Source organism: Pseudomonas graminis (genome assembly GCF_004364335.1).
Classification (GTDB): Bacteria; Pseudomonadota; Gammaproteobacteria; order Pseudomonadales; family Pseudomonadaceae; genus Aquipseudomonas; species Aquipseudomonas graminis_D.
Genome location: NZ_SOCR01000001.1, coordinates 268,456 through 285,947, shown reverse-complemented (window position 1 = coordinate 285,947; position 17,492 = coordinate 268,456). Strand labels below are relative to the sequence as shown.

Here is a 17,492-nt window from a genome sequence, read left to right as displayed (position 1 = left end):
CGGCGCCGGCACTGGAGGTCAATCATCGGCCGCCTTCCTGTATTCCACTGCCGCTGGCGCTGCCGGCCGCGAACCGCCGCACTGGATGCGCACCCGGCGTTCAACGCCATCATTCACCAGCGTGAGCGTGTCTCCCTCGGCCGGCTCGCCGTCCAGTGTCATCGAGTTGCCCTGCCCATCGCCACGGACCACCTCGAAGTGATACTGCGTCTCTGCGAAGCGATAGGTCAGGGTGAATCCGGGCCAGTCCGCCGGCATCAGCGGGTTCAGCTGCAGCAGGTTGCCGTTGCGCTGAAGCCCCAGCAGCGACTCGACACCCAGACGGTACATCCAGCCTGCGGAGCCGGTGTACCAGGTCCAGCCACCCCGTCCTGCATGGGGCGCAATGCCGTAGACATCGGCTGCCATCACATAGGGTTCGACTTTATAGGTGTCGATCCTGAGGCTGTTGAGGGGGTCGGCCGGGTTGATCATGTGCAGCAGCTCCCAGGCTTTGGTGGTGTCGCCCAACTGCGCAAAGGCCATCGCCGCCCAGACCGCCGCGTGAGTGTACTGCCCACCGTTCTCGCGCACGCCCGGCACATAGCCCTTGATGTAGCCCGGGTCTTGCATGCCCTTGTCGAACGGTGGGTCGAGCAGCAGGACAGCGCGGATGTCCGGTTTGACCAGGTACTGATCCACCGCCTGCATGGCGAGGTGCTGGCGCGCGGCTGATCCGGCACCGGACAGCACCGACCAGCTCTGGGCGATGGAATCCAGCCGACACTCATCGTTGACTGATGAGCCCAGAGGTTGCCCGTCGTCAAACCAGCCGCGGCGATACCACGCGCCATCCCAGGCAGAGGCTTCCAGGTTGTCACGCAGCTGTTTCGCCTGTTCACCGCAGCGTGCCGCGAATTCGCTGTCGCCGTGGCGTGCGGCGACCCGCGCAAAGCGCTCAAGCACATGACACCCGAAAAAGCCCAGCCACACGCTTTCACCCCGGCCGAGATAGCCCACGCGATTCATGCCGTCGTTCCAGTCGCCGCTGCCCATCAGCGGCAGACCGTGTTCGCCGCGGCTCAGGCTGTGCTCGATGGCGCGAACACAGTGCTGATACAGCGGCTCCTGCAGCGCTGATAGACCGGGCAGGTCGTAATAGGATTCTTCCCCGGGCCCCAGCGCGCGCCCTTCAAGGTAGCCGGCGGGTTCGTCCAGCACGGACAGATCATCGGTGACCTCAACGTAGCGGCTGGTGGCGGCGACGAGCCACAGGAAGTCGTCAGAGCAGGCCGTGCGCACCCCTCGATTGAGGGGAGGGTGCCACCAGTGTTGAACATCGCCCTGGGCGTATTGATGATGGGCGCAGAGCAACAGATGAGCCCGCGCCGCTGCCGGGTCGGCATGAATCATCGCCATGCTGTCTTGCAGCTGATCGCGAAAGCCGATGGCGCCGCCCGACTGGTAATAGCCACTGCGGGCGAGAAACCGGCAGGCGATGACTTGGTACATCAACCAGCCGTTGAGCATCACGTCCAGGGCGGGCACCGGGGTCTTCACCTGAACCACGGAAAGCACCGAGCGCCAGTGATCTTTGACTTTCTGCAACTCGGCCGCCGCCACCTGCGCGCCTTTGTAGCGTTGCGCCAACTGGGTGGCCGCCTGGGGATTTTTCTCCGCACCCAGACGCAAGATGACTTCCGTGCCCTGGCCGTGTGCGAGCGCCACCGACACCTGTATCGCGGCGCAGGGGTCCAGACCGCCGCCGGTTTTTCCGGACAGCCCCTTGTGCCGCATCGCGGCGGGAGACTGCAGGCTGCCGCAACGTCCGATGAACTCGGTACGGTCCGCCGTCACGCTGTGATCGACGGTGTCGGTATCGAAAAACGCCACACGCTCGCTGAATTCCACCGACCAGGCGTTGCGCGCGAACAGGGCGCCGCTGGCAGGATCCGAATGGGTGACCACATGCATGGCCGATTTACTGCGCAGATCGCCCAGCACCCATTCCACATAGCCGGTCACCGTCAGTTTGCGCTCACGCCCCGAGAGATTGCGCAGCACCAGTCTGGAGAACTTGATCGGTGCATCCAGCGCCACGTAAACCCAGAGCTCGCTCTGGATGCCATCTTCCTCGTGTTCGAACACGCTATAACCAAAGCCGTGACGCGTCCGGTAAGCGCCAGTGCCCGAGGCGGGTCTGGGGGTGGCCGACCAGAAGTGGCCGGTGTCTTCATCGCGCAGGTAAATGACCTCACCGACGGGGTCGCTCACCGGGTCGTTGTGCCAGGGCGTGAGGCGGAATTCGTGGGCATTTTCGGCCCAGGTGTAGGCACTGCCGGACTCCGAAACCACCGTGCCCATCTGGGCATTGGCAATGACGTTGCCCCAAGGGGCTGGTGTGGCATGGGAGGCCGGGTCGTTGATGATGTACTCACCGCCCTCCTGGCTGAATCCACCGTAGGCATTGCTCAGTGGCAATGACACGGGCAAAGGCGCAAGGGCCTTTAATGGCGCTGGCACATGAACGGCGGTAGCGACAAACGGCGCGTGCACCCGGACCACGCGGCGGCGGTGAACCTGTTCGGCGAGGTTCCCCAGGCCTTCGGAAAACACCAGGCGCGCAGCCGACAGAATCAGCGTGCGGTCCTCGTTCGACATCTGCTGCGCCATGCGGACGAATATGCCGCCCGGCCGGTCCACCAGCGTGGCTTCGCTGCCGGAAGTGACCAGGCCCATGATCGCGTCCTGCAGTTGCTGGCGATAACCGAGCTGATCCTCGTTCCAGATGAGGAGGTCCGTCAGCAGGCCTTTCTGGCGCCAGTAGGCGTGGGCCTGAATCATCTTCTGCACCAGCTCGATGTTTTCAAGGCTTCTGACCTGCAACAGCACGATGGGCAGGTCGCCTGAAATCGACTGTCCCCACAGGCCTTGCTGATTGCGCAAATTGGCCGTCAGCACGGTGTTGTCGGCGCGCAACCCTGCGTTGGCGTAAATCAGTGAAGAAGCCATCTGTTCGAACAAACGGGCATCGGCGGGCGAAACGTTGAGCTGACGCAGCAGCACCTGACTGTGGGTCCACGACAAGTCGAAGACCCGGTCCGCCAGATGTCGATCCCGGTACTTGTTGATCAGCGAGAGGCAGTCTTCGCGGCTGTCCGCAACGCCCGTGACCAGGTCGAGGGTGCCTTGCTGCCCGGGCTGCAGGGTGATGCGGCAACGGATGGCGACAATCGGGTCGAGAACCGGGCCGGCGCTGCCGGACAGTTGCTCGCAGTCCGGGTCCAGCGCCGCCGGCGACCGGGTGCTGCGGCCTCGACCGATGAAACGGGCGCGATCGGTCTCGTAGGAAATGGCCTGGATATCCACCCCATGGGCTGCCAACAGGTGGCACATCCACGGCGTGTGTTCATCGCTGGCCCGCGGGCGACGGCTGCAGACGATGGCTTGCAGCGGCAACAGCAATTCGGTCTGCACGAATAGCTTGCTGAACGCCGGGTGCATGGCGTCCGTTTCCGGCGCAGCCAGCACCACTTCCGCATAGGTCGTGATCTCCAGGGTCTTGGCAGACTCCCCTCGGTTGGTCACGTGCAGGCGGCGCAGTTCGATGTTGTCTTCAGGGGAAACGACGATTTCCATATGGGTGTCGAAACCCCGTTCCCGGGTGCGAAATTCGGCACGGGCATCGCTGAAAATAGCCTCGTGGCTCTCGGCCCGGTGCAAGGTCGGCTGAAAGGCGCTGGACCAGACGGCACCCGTGGCAACGTCCCTCAAGTAACAGAACATGCCCCAATTGTCCTGGGTGGTGTCTTCGTGCCAGCGGGTGGCGGCCATGTTGTCGAGGCGGCTGTAACCGCCGCCGTTGCTGGTGAGCATGACGTGGTACTTGCCGTTGGACAGCAATTGCACCGCCGGGCGCTTATGCCCCGGGTTGGCGAACACCCGGAGATCATTCTCCTGGCCGGCGCCTGTATCAATTGCGGCGGGCTGCTGGGCGGTTTGCAGGTAAGGCGCTGCCACTTTGGGCACCCGCTCCTGCAACAGCAGAAGTGCCGACTGCAGGGCAGGGTCCGCTTCAAACCGCCGTTGCATGGGCTGGTTGAGCAACACACTGGTCAACGCCAGCAGGCTCATTCCCTGATGGTGCGCCATGAAGGACTGCACCCAGGCGTAACGCTGGCCCCGGGGCAGGCGGGCTTCGGTGTAATCAATCGCTTCGTAGAATCCAAAGCGTCCGCAGGCGCCTTTGCGGGCGATAAGCTGCAGGTTTTTGCAGGCCGCCTCGGCGTCCACCATCAAGGCCAGGGCGCTGGCGTACGGCGCGACGACCACGTCGTCGCCCAATCCGCGTTTGAGGCCCAGGGCCTGAACGCCGAACGCCCGGTACTGGTAATTGAAATGCGCATCCAGGGTGTAATAGCCCGATTCCGAGACCCCCCACGGGATGCCCAGGCGTTTGCCGTGTTCGATCTGCACGGCCACCGCCGCACGGCAGGTCTGGTCGAGCAGGCTGCCGTCGTAGTTGGGCATGACCAGCATGGGCATCAGGTATTCGAACATCGAGCCGGACCAAGACATCAAGGTCGGTACGCCGTCGGAGTCACCGAGCAGTCGGCCGAGGGTGAACCATGCCCGCTGGGGAATCTGCCCCTGAGCGATCACCACGAAGTTGGTCAGACGCACTTCCGACGCCAGCAGGTCGTAATAGCCGGTGTCCAGGCGACGCTCGTCGGCGTTGTAGCCGATCACGAACAAGTCGCGCTTGTTGTCATAGAGCAGGGAGAAGTCCATCTGCGCCAGGTTGCCCGTCAGCAGGATCAGACGATCAATCCGGGCGATGGCGTCGAGGGCAGCCCTGCGGACCGCATCAATGCGCGGGTGATCGTTCGAAGCCCAGTCTGCTTCATCCAGCGTGGACAGCGCCCGCAGTGTGCTGCGACGGGGTTGTCGGCCGATCAAAGGCGTGGGCAGTCGGTAACGTTCGAGGACCGCGATCCAGTCGTCACACTGCACGAGCAACGCGGTCTGCCAATACGCGCTTTCTTCGGTGCCGCCCGCCGTCAGGGCTGCAACCCGGGCACGGGCGGTCTGCACCGCCGTCAACAGCTCACGGGTGTCATGGGCGTCGGCAACTTCTTCCAGCAGCGGGTACAGCGCCTTCAACGTGTCGGCGGCGTCTGTTGTTTCCAGCAGCGTGTCCAGCGTGATGCGCAGGCCCTTGACCATCGCTTCATCGAACACCGCCGCGTCGGGCAGCTGGATCAACCCGGCGCGCAGGGTCAGCAGGTGCCCGGCCAGGTTGCCGCTGTCAACGGTGGAGATGTATTGAGGGCGCAGGGGCTTGAGTGTCTGCGTGTCATACCAGTTGTAGAAATGGTGCTGGTAGCGCTCGAGGCTGTCCATGGTGTCCAGCGATGCGGACAAGCGCTGCAGCAGTCGGTCGGTGCTGAGGTAGCCGAAGTCGTGGGCCGCCAGGTGCGCGAGCAAGGCCATGCCCATGTTGGTCGGCGAGGTCCGGTGGGCAATCATCGATTTCGGCTCTTCCTGGATGTTGTCAGGGGGCAGCCAGTTGTCCTGTGGCCCGACGAACTCATCGAAAAACGCCCATGTGCGACGCGAGAGCACTTGCAGGAAGCGCAATGCCTCCACTGAAGGCTCGAACACGGCATTTTCCGGCATTGCACTCAGGCGCCAGGCGATCCAGGGGCCGGCCGCCCAGGCGAGCAGGAACGGCAGGGCGATCAACAGGGCAAGCGGGTCAGTCAGTAGGCCGGCGAACCCGCAGAAAGCGAGCACAGGGCCTATCCACATCTCGCGGTAGAGCGCCGGCAGCGGGTTTTGCGTGTTGCGCTCGACTTCCCGGGAGGGTTGCCATTGCAATAACAGGCGGCGGCTGAACAGGATCCGCCAGAGCGAACGGGCGATGGCGCCCACGCTGTAATACATCTCGAACGGCAACCATGCAACGCTGGCCGCGGCCTGGGCGAGGTCCTGCCCCAGACTCCTGCACAGCGCGGCCAGGTATTGCCGATACGGCACGTTCAACGGCGGTTGCAACCCATCGGTCAGGGTCCTGAGCAGCGGTTGCATGACCAGCAAGCCGACCACCGCCAAGGTCCAGGCCAGCGGTTCACTGCTGGCGAACCAGCCCCAGGCCAGCATCAGCAACACAGCCGCCGGCTCAAGGCTGCGGCGCAGGTTGTCGAGAATCTTCCAGCGCGCCATGACATCGAGACGATTGCGGGTCCATTCTCCCCGCGTGTTCAGGGTCCAGGGCAGGATCCAGGGGATCAGTTGCCAGTCGCCGCGAATCCAGCGATGGCGTCGTTTCACGTCCACGCTGTAGCGGGACGGGTATTGCTCATACAGCTGCACGTCGCTGAGCAGGCCCGACCGGGCGTAGCAGCCCTCGATCAAATCGTGACTGAGGACCTGGTTGTCCGGCAGACAGCCTTCCAGCGCACAAGTGAAGGCGTCGACATCGTAGATGCCCTTGCCAATGAAAGAGCCTTGTTTGAACAAATCCTGATAAATGTCCGACACCGCCCGGGTGTAGGGATCAACGCCGCCGCCACTGCCGAACAGGCGTGAATAGATCGAGCGGGGCGTGCTGGTCAGGCTGATGCCGACCTGAGGTTGCAACAGCGCATACCCGGAAATGACGCGCTCACGGCGCGCATCGAACACAGGGCGGTTGAGCGGATGCATCATGGCGGCCACGCACTGGCGGGCCACCTCGCCAGGCAGCAGGGTGTCGGTATCCAGGGTCAGCACGTAACGCACAGACCCAAGGGCCGAAGTGTCGCCCGCCATGGTGGTGAAACGATTGTCGCCCTCACCACGCAGCCACGCGTTGAGGTCGGTCAGCTTGCCGCGTTTGCGTTCGTGGCCCATCCAGGCGCGCTCACCGGCGTTCCAGCGGCGGGGGCGGTGAAACAGGAAAAACCGCGCTGGCAATTCGTCCAGATACTTGCCGTTGAGTCGGTTGATCGCCTCTGAGGCGTAGATGAGCAGTTCTGCATCCGCTGGCTGCACTTGCGTCGGTGAGTCGAGAAAGTCGGTCAGCAGCGCGAAGAAAAGATTGCTGTCGCGATTGGCCAGGAACCTGACTTCCAGGCCCTCCACCAGTTCGTCGATGTCCGCGCGCGAACCGATCAGGGTCGGAATGGCGACCAGCGTGCGCGCCTCATCGGGAATTCCGTCGGTGTAATCCATCTTCGGCAACATCGCCGGCAGCAGGCTGAAGGTGACCAGCCAGTTGATGAGGCTGAACGCCAGGCGACTGGTCATGACCAGACAGGGCACGGCCAGTGCGATGAGCGCAAGATCAGGCAGTCCGTCCCGGTATGCCGAAGTCAGCAGCGGCAGCGCAAAGATAATCGTCAGGGCGCCGGCAGGTGCCAGGTAGAACGTCAGCGGAGAGCTTTCCAGCAGGCGTTTCCAGCGTTCATGAAAGGGCACACGGGCGTCGAGTTTTTGCTCGAGCACCCCGATGCCGGGGCCGACCAGAAAAAAACCGATATGGCGGGCGAGATTGTCTCCGGCGGCTGCGTCCCGATGTTCCCCGGACAGCGCCACGACGGTCTGGGCGACGAACATCTCCGTGTGTCGACTGCGCCTGGCCAGCCGTTCGATGACGTGGCGATAGCTGTCGCGGGTGGCGAAGTCCATGCGCGGGTAGACCTCGGCCGGATCCTGTTGAAGGGTCTGCTCGACATGGCTCATCGCTTCGACAAACTCACGCCAGGGGGTCGCTGAAAGCAGGCGCAGGCTGGCGATGCTGTTGCTGATGGACATCTGATCCGCAGACTGTTGCTGCGCATCGAATTGCACCTGGCGCTCGATACTCGAACCTGTCTCGGCGAGCAACTGCTCGATCCAGTTGAGCGGCAGCGCCAGGGCGGCGCTTTGACCCTGTAATCGGCGGGCGAACTCGGCAACGAATGCAGCCGTCATGGGCGGGGAGGAATGGGCCATGTCGGCGACGCTCAGCACCACGCTTTTCACATCGTGCTCGGACACCTCGATGAGCCGTTCGGCCCAGTCATCGGCCAGGTTGCGATCGTCCCAGTTGGCCATGACCCGCGAGGCGACCCGTCGCAGGTTCTCGATCAAGGCCAGGCGCAGCATGATCGGAATGGCCCACAACTCGCCCAGCGTCAGCGGCATGACCGTCTGATAAGAGACGACGAAGCGCTTGAGGCTCAGTTCGTCAAAGCGGCCATCACCGTGGGAGATCGTCTCCAGGGCAATGTCATAAACCCTCGGCAGGCCGCTGGAGGGCCCATCGCTCAGGCGCGGCAATTCACGGCTGTAACCCTTGGGCAGGTGGGACCGTGCAGTGCGGATGTGATCTTCGATCAGAAAAAAATTATCGAGCAGCCACTCGGCGGCCGGGGTGATACGGCGCTCGGACGCCTGGGCTTGGGTCAACGCGTTGCAGCTTTCCTTGAGCAGTGCCTCGTTGTCATCCAGCCTGTCCAACAGGAAGTCCCGCGTAGTCACTGCACCGAGCTGATGCTGGGTGGCCAGGGCAATGCCGTGGCTGGCCATCTGGTCGGCGTTGAAGAGTTCGGCGCGCAGCAGCCGTTCATAGGCGAACGCAAGTTTTGGATGGGCCCCGGCGCGACCCGCCAGCCTGACCCGTGAGATCGCCTGTTTGGTGCGTGTCCATGTGCTCGTCATTAGTTTCCCTGAAATGACTTGCACTCCGGCGAACGCAGCGTGTTGGGCAGTGTGCACAGCGGAGCGCCGGCACGGTTGTGCCCTGGTGAACGAGACGTTCAAGCCCTGATAGTGTGAGTACGCTTTCTCAGGGCTGTCTGTTCGCTGGCGCACATAGCGTTGCGCGCAGGCCTTTTCCTGCGCGGTTCTCCAGGGTGATTTCACCGCCGAGGCGTCGTGCAATCGACTGCACGATGGTCAGGCCCAGCCCGGCGCCCTGATCGTTGCCGCGGCTGTAGAACCGCTCGAACAGACGCTCCCGCTCGGCTTCGTCAATGCCGGGTCCCTCGTCCGCAACGCTGAGCTGGAAATAGCCATCGACCACGCCCAGGGTGACGATCACCTGACCGTTCGCGGGCGAAAAATTGACCGCATTGGTGATCAGGTTTTGCAGGGCAATGTCGATGGCGGCGAAGTCGGTTCGTACCATCAGGGAAGGTTCATCGCAGTCGAACACCAACTCCAGCCCTCGGCTCAAGACCCACGGCGTCATTTGCACCAGGCTCTCGCGCACGGCCGCAACGAGATCGGCGTTGCGGGTCACAACGGGGCCTGCACCGGGTTCCATCCGCGCGACGGTCAGCAACTGATTGACCAGCCGTGTCGTGCGGTCGACGCCAACGATGAGGTAACTCAGTGACTGGTCGCGCTGCGCCGCGTCGTGTGCCTCCAGCACGTTTTGCGCATGCACCCGCAGCACCGCCAGCGGCGTGCGCATTTCGTGGGCAGCGTCGGCGATGAACCGCCGTTCGCGGCTCAACACCTCTTGAATCTGTCCGAGCAGTCGGTTCAGTGCCGCTTGCATGGGTTCCAGCTCGCTGGGCAGCGGCGCCAGTTGCAAGGGTTCGAGGGAGCCCGGATGACGACCGCGCAGCGTGGCAGCCAGATCAGCCAGCGGCTTGAGTCCCCAGCCGATGGCCAGCCAGATCGCGGCCATCAGCAGCAAGCTGCCGATCAGATTGGGGATCACGGTGTGGCGGACGATGCGGTTGACCAGGTCCGAGCGCACGTCGTCACGCTCGCCGACCCAGATCAACAGGTCGTGTTGTTCGTCCCTGAGCACGAAGGTGCGCCATTCATGTTTGCCGAGATCATCGATAACGCTGAAACCGGTGTACCGGGGCGCACGGCTCAGGCTCGGTGCGCTGGGGGTATGCACCAGCAGACGGCCTTGAAGGTCCCAGACCTGAAAGGCGATTTTGCTCTCGTAGGGGTGGCCGTCGACTCGGGGTTCGGCCTGAGCCAGGGCCTGGTTGAACGCCTGGTACAACTGCGCATGCTCCTGCCGCGCCAGGGGCATGCGCATGACGCCTTGCAGCAACCGGGCATTGGTGGCGAGCTGGGCATCGTAGACTTCGGCGATCTCGTGGTTGCTGTCATGGAGGTTGACCAGCGTCAGGATCAGCAACCCGATCAGCACCAATCCGAGGATCAGGGTCAGCGTGCGGCGACGGATCGAGGTCAAGGGCGATCCTCTACCAGGTAGCCGACACCGCGCACGGTGCGGATCAGCTCGCTGGAAAACTTCTTGCGCAGGTGATGGATGTGCACTTCCAGAGTGTTGCTCTCGGCTTCTTCGTTCCAGCCGTACAGCAGTTGCATCAAGCGTTCGCGGGTCATCACCCGGCCCGGTGGCGAGAGCAGTTCGTACAACAGCTGGTATTCCTTGGGCGTGAGGGCGACGGGTTCGTTCTTGTAGCTGACTTGCTGGGTGGCCGGGTCCAGGCGGATGCCCGCGTGCTCGATCGTGACCCGCGCGCGACCGGCACTGCGCCGCAACAGCGCCCGCAGGCGTGCCTTGAGTTCGGACAGGTCGAAGGGCTTGATCAGGTAATCGTCGGCCCCCGCGTCGAGGCCGGCAATGCGGTCCTCGGTGGCGTCCCGTGCCGTCAGGATCAGCACCGGCAGTGCCGAGCCGCTTTCACGCAGGCGCCGCAACACCGCCAGGCCGTCCAGCCTGGGCAATCCGAGGTCGAGAATGGCCAGATCGAAGACTTCGCTTAACAACGCATGGAGAGCGCTGGCGCCATCTTTCACCCAGTCCACCGTGTAGCCTTCGCGACTCAGCGCCTGATGAATGCCCTCGCCGAGGGCGACATCGTCTTCAACCAGCAGCAAACGCATGAATGCTCCGTCATTTCAGTTTCTTGTTTACGTCCACCAGCAATAGCTGGATATCTTTGCGGCGTCCACTGTCCGCCACTTCGCGGCCGGGCCGAGGCGCGGCGAGCAAGGCCTTTTCCAGCGCTTCCTTCGCCTGACCGTAGTGGCCCTGGCGGTAGAGATGATCGCCCCAGAAGTAAAACGGATCGATACCGTCGGGATTGAGCTTCAGCGCCTGCTCCAGCAGCCCTTGCGCCTTATCTGCATCGCCGAATCCAATGGGCCATCCCGGCACGCGATCATAAAGCGCAGCCAGGCTGGCGTAGGCCGAGCCTTGCAAGGCATTGGGGTCCAGCGTCATGGCTTTTTCAAGATCGGCCTTCGCGGTTTTCACCTTGCTCAAGGCACCCAGTCCGCCCTGGGCACCGGCCCAACTGCTGGTGACAATGCCCGACCATATCCAGGCCTCGGCGACGGCGGGACGCTGCTGGGTGAAGGCGGAGGACTTGGCGGCCAACTGTTCGAATGCAGCGACGCGCTGGTCTTCCGGCAACTGGTATTGAATTCGCGCCCACTCCTGCTGGATCCCGGTCAGGCGTTGCTGGTCAGGTGCATCCAGTGCCCACACTGGCAGGGCGAAGGTGGCGAGCAGTACGACGAGTAGACGTTTCATGGCTTGGTGCTCTTTTCGAGGGGGGCGCTGCTGAGTCGGCGAATAAGGGGCAAATGTTTGCGCAGCCCACGGTCCACCACGGCAGGCAGCAGACTGTTGAGGCGCACAAAGAACTGTTCAGGCCAGCCCATATAAAGCTCACGCTGATTACCGACGATCGCACGGACCACGGCGGCGGCGACCGTCTGCGGATCGTCCTCGGCGGTTTTCAGGGCAGAGTTGAGCGCGCGTGCTGCGGGACTGTTCATCGTGGTGCGGGTGGCGCGCGGGGCGACGTACAACACGCCCACCCGGGTGTCCGCCAGTTCGCGGCGCAAGGCTTCGGAAAACCCGCGCAGCGCAAACTTGCTCGCGCAATACGTGGCGTAACCGGCGTAGCCGATCGAGCCATAGGTCGAACCGACATTGACCACCATGGCGCGGCTGGCCTGGCGCAGCAGCGGCAACAGCAGGCCGGTGAGCTGGATCGGCGCATTCACGTTGATGTCGAGCATCGAATCGATCTCGTGCCCCGGCAACTGTTCCAGCATGGCGAAATGATTGATGCCGGCGGCGTTGATCAGCAGGTTGACCCCTTCCATCGCCTGCGCGGTCATCAGCACGTGCTGACGACCTTCGGCGGTGGTCAGATCGGCCTTCACCCCGTGCAACAGATGCGGGTACTGCTGTTGCAACGGCAGCAGTGGCTCCTGATGGCGGCACACGGCGAGCACTTCAGCGCCATGGCTGCACAGCGCTTCGGCAATGGCCATGCCGATGCCGCCACTGGCGCCGGTCAGCACCACGCGGGTTTCAGACAGACGCATGGGCGAGTTCCTTCACGGGTTCGGCGTGTACGAGGGGCAACTGACGGAACATCTCGGTGTACAAGCCGTACACCACTTTCGAGGCCTTGATCACGGACGCTTGATCCTGCGGGTCTTCGAGACGGTCCATCAGCGTGCGATAGGTCTCCATGTGGCCGACATCGAGGCTGCCGTGGGAACTCAGGTAGCTGAACGCAGTGGCCGGGAGTCCCAGGCGCTGCTGAATGCTGCCGGCGGCATGGGTGGCCAGGGCGATGCTGGTGCCTTCCAGCACATTGACCATGCCGAACAGTCCCACCGGATTGCCCCGGGCGATGAGATCGTAGAGGTAGGCGACCATCAGCTCAATGGGCAGGCCGGGCGTACCGTCGCGCACGGCATCAGCATCGCCACCGCAGGCGCGCAGGTCATTGAGGATCCACTGCTCGTGGCCGTATTCGTCTTCGATGTACTCGCAGACTGCGCCTCGCAGCCATTCCAGTCGCGACGGCAACCGGGCGCCACAGGCCATCATCAACGGCACGGTATGCCGCACGTGGTAATAGGCCTGGGTCAGGAAGGCGCGATAGCTCTCCAGCGAGACTTCGCCGTGCAGCGCCTGATGGATAACGGGCAGATTGAACAAGGTCTCGCGCTCGGTGCGGGTGGCGTCTTGCAGGGTTTGGAAAAAACTCATGATTGAAGGTCCTTTGCTCGAGTGGGCTCAGTGAACAGATGTCGGTAATTCGCCAGAATGGCGTCGCGCCGGGGTCGGCCGTTGGCAGTGGCCATGCCGTTGGCGGTGGTGAAAGGCTGATCGAGACGGGTCCAGCTGTGGACGCGTGCGTAGTCGGGCAGCGCCTGGTTGGCCTGGGCGACAGCGCTGTGGATCTGCGCGTCGGTGATGTCCGGGCGCAACGGCCACAGCAGCGCATGATTGCGAGGCAGGGCTTCGCCGTAGACGAGTGCTTGAGCGATCAGACCGCGTTGGGTCAGTTCGGCCTCGACCCACTCAGGGTTGACGTTGCGACCGTAGCTGGTCACGAACTGATGCTTCTTGCGGCCGTGAAGGTAGAGGTAGCCGTTGGCATCAAACTCGCCGAGATCGCCGCTCGGCCACCACTCGGGTGCGGGGTCTGCATCGCCGAGATAGCCCCGCATCCGCGACCCGCGAATCAGGACCTCGCCGTCCTCGGCCAGGCGTATCTGCACATGGGGCAAGGGTTTGCCGACGCTGCCGGGATGATGGGCGTCGGGACGGTTGAGGGCCACCACCGACGAGCATTCCGACAGGCCATACCCTTCGTACACCGGCATGCCGAGGGTTTCGGCGCGCAGCAACAGCTCATGGCTGACTTTGGCGCCGCCCACCGCGATGAAACGCAACGCCGCCGGGTTAAACGCGCGCATTTCGCAAGCGCTGACCAGCAGCAACAACAGCTGCGGGACGAGGATCATGCTGTGGGGCTGGCGCGCCGCCAGCGTTGACAGCAGACGCGGCAACTCCACGCCACTGGCCCCTTGAATCCCCAAGGCTCGCTGGCTGGGCAGGCTCAGCATCGCGCCGGCATAGAGCGCGGCGTAGCAGCCAACGTTTTCCAGCAGGATCGCCAGCGGCAAGAGTGAAAGGTGGTGGGCGGGCTGGCGAGATTCGCTGGCGCGCTGCAGCTCCAGGGCAACCGTTAGTACGCTTGCGGCGTCCAGGCAGACGCCTTTGGGCGTGCCGGTCGTGCCGGAGGTAAACGTCAGCTTTGCCGCGCCAGGGGGCAGGGGAGAAGTCTGACGGTTGGCCCGCAGCCAGAACCCGTCCTGATGATGAAACACAGACGGGGTTAGCTCATCGGCATAGTCGTCGTCCGCAATGACCACGTCGGCCTGGCTCTGCTCCAGGCAATAAAGGCGCTGCGCTGGGCTGAAGAACGGCGGCAGCGTCACACAGGCCAGGCCTGCGAAGAGGATCGCCAGGTCCCAGATCAGCAGGTCCGGGCCATTCTCCAGGGCCAGGGCCACGACCCTGGCGTCCAGGTCCTTGAGCCTCTCCTGACGCAGATTGATTTCTGCATCCAGCTCGGCATAACTCAGTTTCAGGTCATCGCCCCACAGCGCGCACGCATCGGGCTGCTTGGAGGCGAGATCGGTGATGCGCTGGCGGAAGCCGGTCAGTTCAGGCGACATGGCAGCTGTCCTCCAGTGTCAGGGGCAGCCCGAAGCGTTCAAACACGCCACTGCTGCTCAAATGCAGAAAGCCTGCGCGGATGTCGCCGACGTGCACGTTCGGTTGCGTGTCGTAGTAATGACCCCATGCGTGGCGGTCCTCGCCCAGACGCATAGGGTCGGCAGCACAGAGGGTGACGGGGCGCAGCCCGAGGCGATTGAAGCTGTTCACCAGTCCGGCGTTGCCGGTGAACGCCACCCATTCCAGGCCGCTCATGGCGAGCAGCCAGGTCACGGTGATGATGCTCAGCCGCGCGCTGCCCAAGTTGCTGGCGGCGAGGTTGCCCACCTCGACGATGCCCTGACGGTCCGCTGGCCTGTCTGCATGGGCTTCGATCATCTGCTCGACAGGCTGATCGAGATAGCGCTCCAGAAACAGCCTGCCGGAGGTCGCCACACGCACGCCGGCCACGGCGCAGAGCGTGCCGGTGTTGTCGTGCAGTCCGAACAGCTCCGGCATGAAGCTGCGGATCTCGGCGTTGTGCGCCTGGCGGAAGCGATGCTGGATGAACGTCTCGTAGGCGTCGCGCAGGGGCTCCTGCGACAGCGCACGATTGAGCGAGAGGGCCGGTGATTGCGCCGCGCCGAATCCCATAGGCAGGAAATCCAGAGGCAGCGCACCGGACGGCATTGAGTGCTGTGGTAATCGGTTATTCCAGTCCAGACCCTGCATGGGTGTGGCTCCTCCCCAGTGGTGATGGGGTGGAGTATCGGTGTCGATTCTTAACGAAGTCTGAAGGTGAGAAATTTGTCGGGTCTGGCTTTCCTGGCGATCTGCGCCACGTCTTCAGACTGCCTTAAGACAGTGGCCCCAAGGTGCGCGGAAATCAGCAACATCCTCCCCACTCAGCGAGCGCCCACGATGAAGTCAACCCCACACCGGTACGCCAGATTGTCGATGTCCCTGCACTGGCTGATGCTGGCGCTGTTCGTCGGCGTTTACGCCTGTATCGAGCTGAAAGGCTTCGCGCCCCGGGGCAGCACGCTGCGCTCGCTGGCGTTAGGCATGCACGGGATGTTCGGCCTGTCGATATTTGCACTGGTCTGGCTGCGCCTGCTCGGCAGGCTGATGCACAAGGCGCCTCCCATCACGCCGACCCCTCGTACCTGGCAGCTCGGGATGGCACACCTCGTTCATGGGCTGCTCTACACGCTGATGATCGCGACACCGGTGCTGGCCTGGCTGATGCTGTCGGCGGGTGGCAAGCCGATGCCGTACTTCGGCTTCTTCCTCCCGTCACCCCTGGCCGTCGACCCTGATCTGGCCAGACAAATCAAAGGCTGGCACGAGTGGGCCGGCAACCTGGGCTATTGGCTGATCGGCGTCCACGCCGCAGCAGGGCTCTTCCATCATTACTTTGTCCGCGACAACACCCTGCGCCGCATGCTGCCGTTGACGGCCGAAAAGCGTTAATAAGCGGTCACTGCTTTTATCACTCCACCGCGACCCAATGATCCACCGCCACCGCCGAAAACCGCTGCACCGGCGCGACAAAATCCTTTGTCTTGATCGGATCAGGCCGGTCCAGCTCTTTGAGCAGGCTCTTGAAATCCCGGCGCCGGCCCACTTCGGGCACCGGCACTGCGGAGAGCAGGCGGCGGGTATAGGGATGCTGCGGGTTGTGCAGCACCTGATCGCGGGCGCCGATTTCGACGATGCGGCCGCCTTTCACTGATTGCACGGGATGCTTTGCTGGGACCGGCTTCAGCCGGGAAGCGGGTAGTTTGAACGCCATCAAGCTTGCGGTGTGACGCCTGACGCCTTCCCGGCTAAAGCCGGTCCCACATTGGAGTCCATACTCGATTTCACTGACTGCGCGCACTGCGTCAATAACGAAGACTGACGAGGTAGCGGCCCAAACAGTCATACAGCGCATAGCCAAGCACCCATAAGCCGAGCATCGCCATCAGATCCAGCACGCGGCTATTTCCCGCTCGCGGGGTGCGCAGACGCAGCCTTGAGTACCAGGGGCCCATGGCCGCGAGCCCGCAGCCGAGCAAGAGCAACGCAGCCGCAAACTGGAGCGGACCCTGAATCTGGCTGCCAAGACCGGCCGCCGCCGTGCGTATGGGGTAGATCACCAAGTAATAGAGCCATGCAAGCGCTGCGGCGATGAGCGCCAGACCCAAGGGCATGCCAGGGATTTCCTTGCGTTTGACCGGATCAACGTGGTCCGAGTCCTTCCCCTCAAGCAGATCCACGATACGCTGCCAACCGGCAACGCTCGCCAGCGCCAGCGAGGTCTGGCCGTTGCAGTTGGGTGTCAGCGGATCCGCACCGTGGCGCAGCAGCGACCGAACCACCGTGTAATTGCCCGCCAGCACTTCGCGATGCAGGAGCAACCACCCGCCGGCATCCAGCTCGTGGATCACTTCCGGATGCTGTTGCAACCCTTCTTCGACCTTGTCGCGCATGTTAAGCGCCATCGGATGCTCGGTGCGTTCCAGGGCGGCCAGCGTCTTTCGGTCCTGCGGGAGATCCAGATTTCGGGACAGCAGCCGCGGCGGCCGGCCTTCTTCAGCGGGCACCACTTCAACGCTGCCGGCCTTTCCGAAATTCAGGCCCCAGGCGCGGTCATGGGCTTCGCGGTCATCTGTAGACATTCCGCTGCGCAGCGCATCGACGGTAAAGCCTCCGTAGACATGCCCTTCGCGAACGTACATCCAGTCGTTGAGGGCTGCGAGCGGGAGCGTTACCGGGTCGGACGCCTTCAGTGAGGTGAACCAGCGAAGTTCGTTCATCAGCACGCCGCTGATGGACTCCCCGTCGAACTCGATGTCGGTGACCCACATGTTTTCGACGCCGGGGATGTCGGGGTCATCGGCGTCCAGCACGAAAGACATTTTGACCGCCGCCATGTCCAGACTTTTGACGATTCGGCGGGCCTCCCATGACAGCTCACGCCAGAAGAAATTGAAGGTAGCCTGTGCGCTGGCGACCGCCGCCTTGAGTTCGTCACTCTCGCCTTTCACGCTGTAGATGATCTGTCCGGTCATAAGTGAATCGTTCCCTC

Annotated in this window: 11 protein-coding genes; 1 reads left to right on the top strand and 10 read right to left on the bottom strand. The window is 63.3% G+C overall.

Annotated elements, in window-relative coordinates; translation table 11 throughout:
- Positions 1 to 18: 18 nt before the first annotated feature.
- The 8 genes from EC919_RS01205 to EC919_RS01170 form a co-directional block, all read right to left on the bottom strand.
- Positions 19 to 8,664 (bottom strand): GH36-type glycosyl hydrolase domain-containing protein, encoded by an 8,646-nt coding sequence (locus EC919_RS01205; protein ID WP_133770426.1) that lies wholly within the window; start codon positions 8,662 to 8,664, stop codon positions 19 to 21.
- Positions 8,665 to 8,791: 127 nt separating this feature from the next.
- Positions 8,792 to 10,168 carry a sensor histidine kinase gene (locus EC919_RS01200; protein WP_133770425.1) on the bottom strand — a complete coding sequence of 459 codons (1,377 nt, stop codon included), beginning with the start codon at positions 10,166 to 10,168 and terminating at the stop codon, positions 8,792 to 8,794.
- Positions 10,165 to 10,827: a response regulator gene (locus EC919_RS01195; RefSeq protein ID WP_133770422.1), complete on the bottom strand. Its 663-nt coding sequence runs from the start codon at positions 10,825 to 10,827 to the stop codon at positions 10,165 to 10,167. Before EC919_RS01195 ends, EC919_RS01200 begins: the two co-directional genes overlap by 4 nt.
- Before the next feature lie 10 nt (positions 10,828 to 10,837).
- Positions 10,838 to 11,479: a tetratricopeptide repeat protein gene (locus EC919_RS01190; RefSeq protein ID WP_133770420.1), complete on the bottom strand. Its 642-nt coding sequence runs from the start codon at positions 11,477 to 11,479 to the stop codon at positions 10,838 to 10,840.
- Positions 11,476 to 12,285, bottom strand: coding sequence for an SDR family oxidoreductase (locus tag EC919_RS01185; protein ID WP_133770419.1), 810 nt, complete (start codon positions 12,283 to 12,285; stop codon positions 11,476 to 11,478). The genes EC919_RS01190 and EC919_RS01185 overlap by 4 nt, the downstream gene beginning before the upstream one ends.
- A complete protein-coding gene (locus tag EC919_RS01180; RefSeq protein WP_133770417.1) occupies positions 12,272 to 12,961 on the bottom strand; it encodes a TenA family transcriptional regulator in 690 nt (229 codons plus the stop codon). The genes EC919_RS01185 and EC919_RS01180 overlap by 14 nt, the downstream gene beginning before the upstream one ends.
- Positions 12,958 to 14,439 (bottom strand): AMP-binding protein, encoded by a 1,482-nt coding sequence (locus EC919_RS01175; protein WP_133770415.1) that lies wholly within the window; start codon positions 14,437 to 14,439, stop codon positions 12,958 to 12,960. The genes EC919_RS01180 and EC919_RS01175 overlap by 4 nt, the downstream gene beginning before the upstream one ends.
- Positions 14,429 to 15,151: a thermostable hemolysin gene (locus tag EC919_RS01170; protein WP_133770412.1), complete on the bottom strand. Its 723-nt coding sequence runs from the start codon at positions 15,149 to 15,151 to the stop codon at positions 14,429 to 14,431. The genes EC919_RS01175 and EC919_RS01170 overlap by 11 nt, the downstream gene beginning before the upstream one ends.
- 189 nt (positions 15,152 to 15,340) lie before the next feature.
- Between EC919_RS01170 and EC919_RS01165 the strand changes: the two genes are divergently transcribed.
- Positions 15,341 to 15,892, top strand: coding sequence for a cytochrome b (locus EC919_RS01165; RefSeq protein ID WP_133770410.1), 552 nt, complete (start codon positions 15,341 to 15,343; stop codon positions 15,890 to 15,892).
- Positions 15,893 to 15,911: 19 nt separating this feature from the next.
- Here the strand turns inward: EC919_RS01165 and EC919_RS27555 are convergent, their stop codons facing one another.
- Positions 15,912 to 16,214 carry a hypothetical protein gene (locus EC919_RS27555; protein WP_279587546.1) on the bottom strand — a complete coding sequence of 101 codons (303 nt, stop codon included), beginning with the start codon at positions 16,212 to 16,214 and terminating at the stop codon, positions 15,912 to 15,914.
- 91 nt (positions 16,215 to 16,305) lie between these two features.
- On the bottom strand, positions 16,306 to 17,475 hold the full coding sequence (locus tag EC919_RS01155) for a DUF2314 domain-containing protein (RefSeq protein ID WP_133770405.1): 1,170 nt from the start codon (positions 17,473 to 17,475) through the stop codon (positions 16,306 to 16,308).
- Positions 17,476 to 17,492 lie beyond the last annotated feature (17 nt).

What these genes read in the sequence shown, in the direction of transcription:
- EC919_RS01180 (WP_133770417.1), bottom strand. Translation starts at nt 12,961, where the DNA reads ATGAGTTTTTTCCAAACCCTGCAAGACGCCACCCGCACCGAGCGCGAG.
- EC919_RS01185 (WP_133770419.1), bottom strand. Translation starts at nt 12,285, where the DNA reads ATGCGTCTGTCTGAAACCCGCGTGGTGCTGACCGGCGCCAGTGGCGGC.
- EC919_RS01165 (WP_133770410.1), top strand. Translation starts at nt 15,341, where the DNA reads ATGAAGTCAACCCCACACCGGTACGCCAGATTGTCGATGTCCCTGCAC.
- EC919_RS01175 (WP_133770415.1), bottom strand. Translation starts at nt 14,439, where the DNA reads ATGTCGCCTGAACTGACCGGCTTCCGCCAGCGCATCACCGATCTCGCC.
- EC919_RS01170 (WP_133770412.1), bottom strand. Translation starts at nt 15,151, where the DNA reads ATGCAGGGTCTGGACTGGAATAACCGATTACCACAGCACTCAATGCCG.
- EC919_RS01190 (WP_133770420.1), bottom strand. Translation starts at nt 11,479, where the DNA reads ATGAAACGTCTACTCGTCGTACTGCTCGCCACCTTCGCCCTGCCAGTG.
- EC919_RS27555 (WP_279587546.1), bottom strand. Translation starts at nt 16,214, where the DNA reads ATGGCGTTCAAACTACCCGCTTCCCGGCTGAAGCCGGTCCCAGCAAAG.
- EC919_RS01205 (WP_133770426.1), bottom strand. Translation starts at nt 8,664, where the DNA reads ATGACGAGCACATGGACACGCACCAAACAGGCGATCTCACGGGTCAGG.
- EC919_RS01195 (WP_133770422.1), bottom strand. Translation starts at nt 10,827, where the DNA reads ATGCGTTTGCTGCTGGTTGAAGACGATGTCGCCCTCGGCGAGGGCATT.
- EC919_RS01155 (WP_133770405.1), bottom strand. Translation starts at nt 17,475, where the DNA reads ATGACCGGACAGATCATCTACAGCGTGAAAGGCGAGAGTGACGAACTC.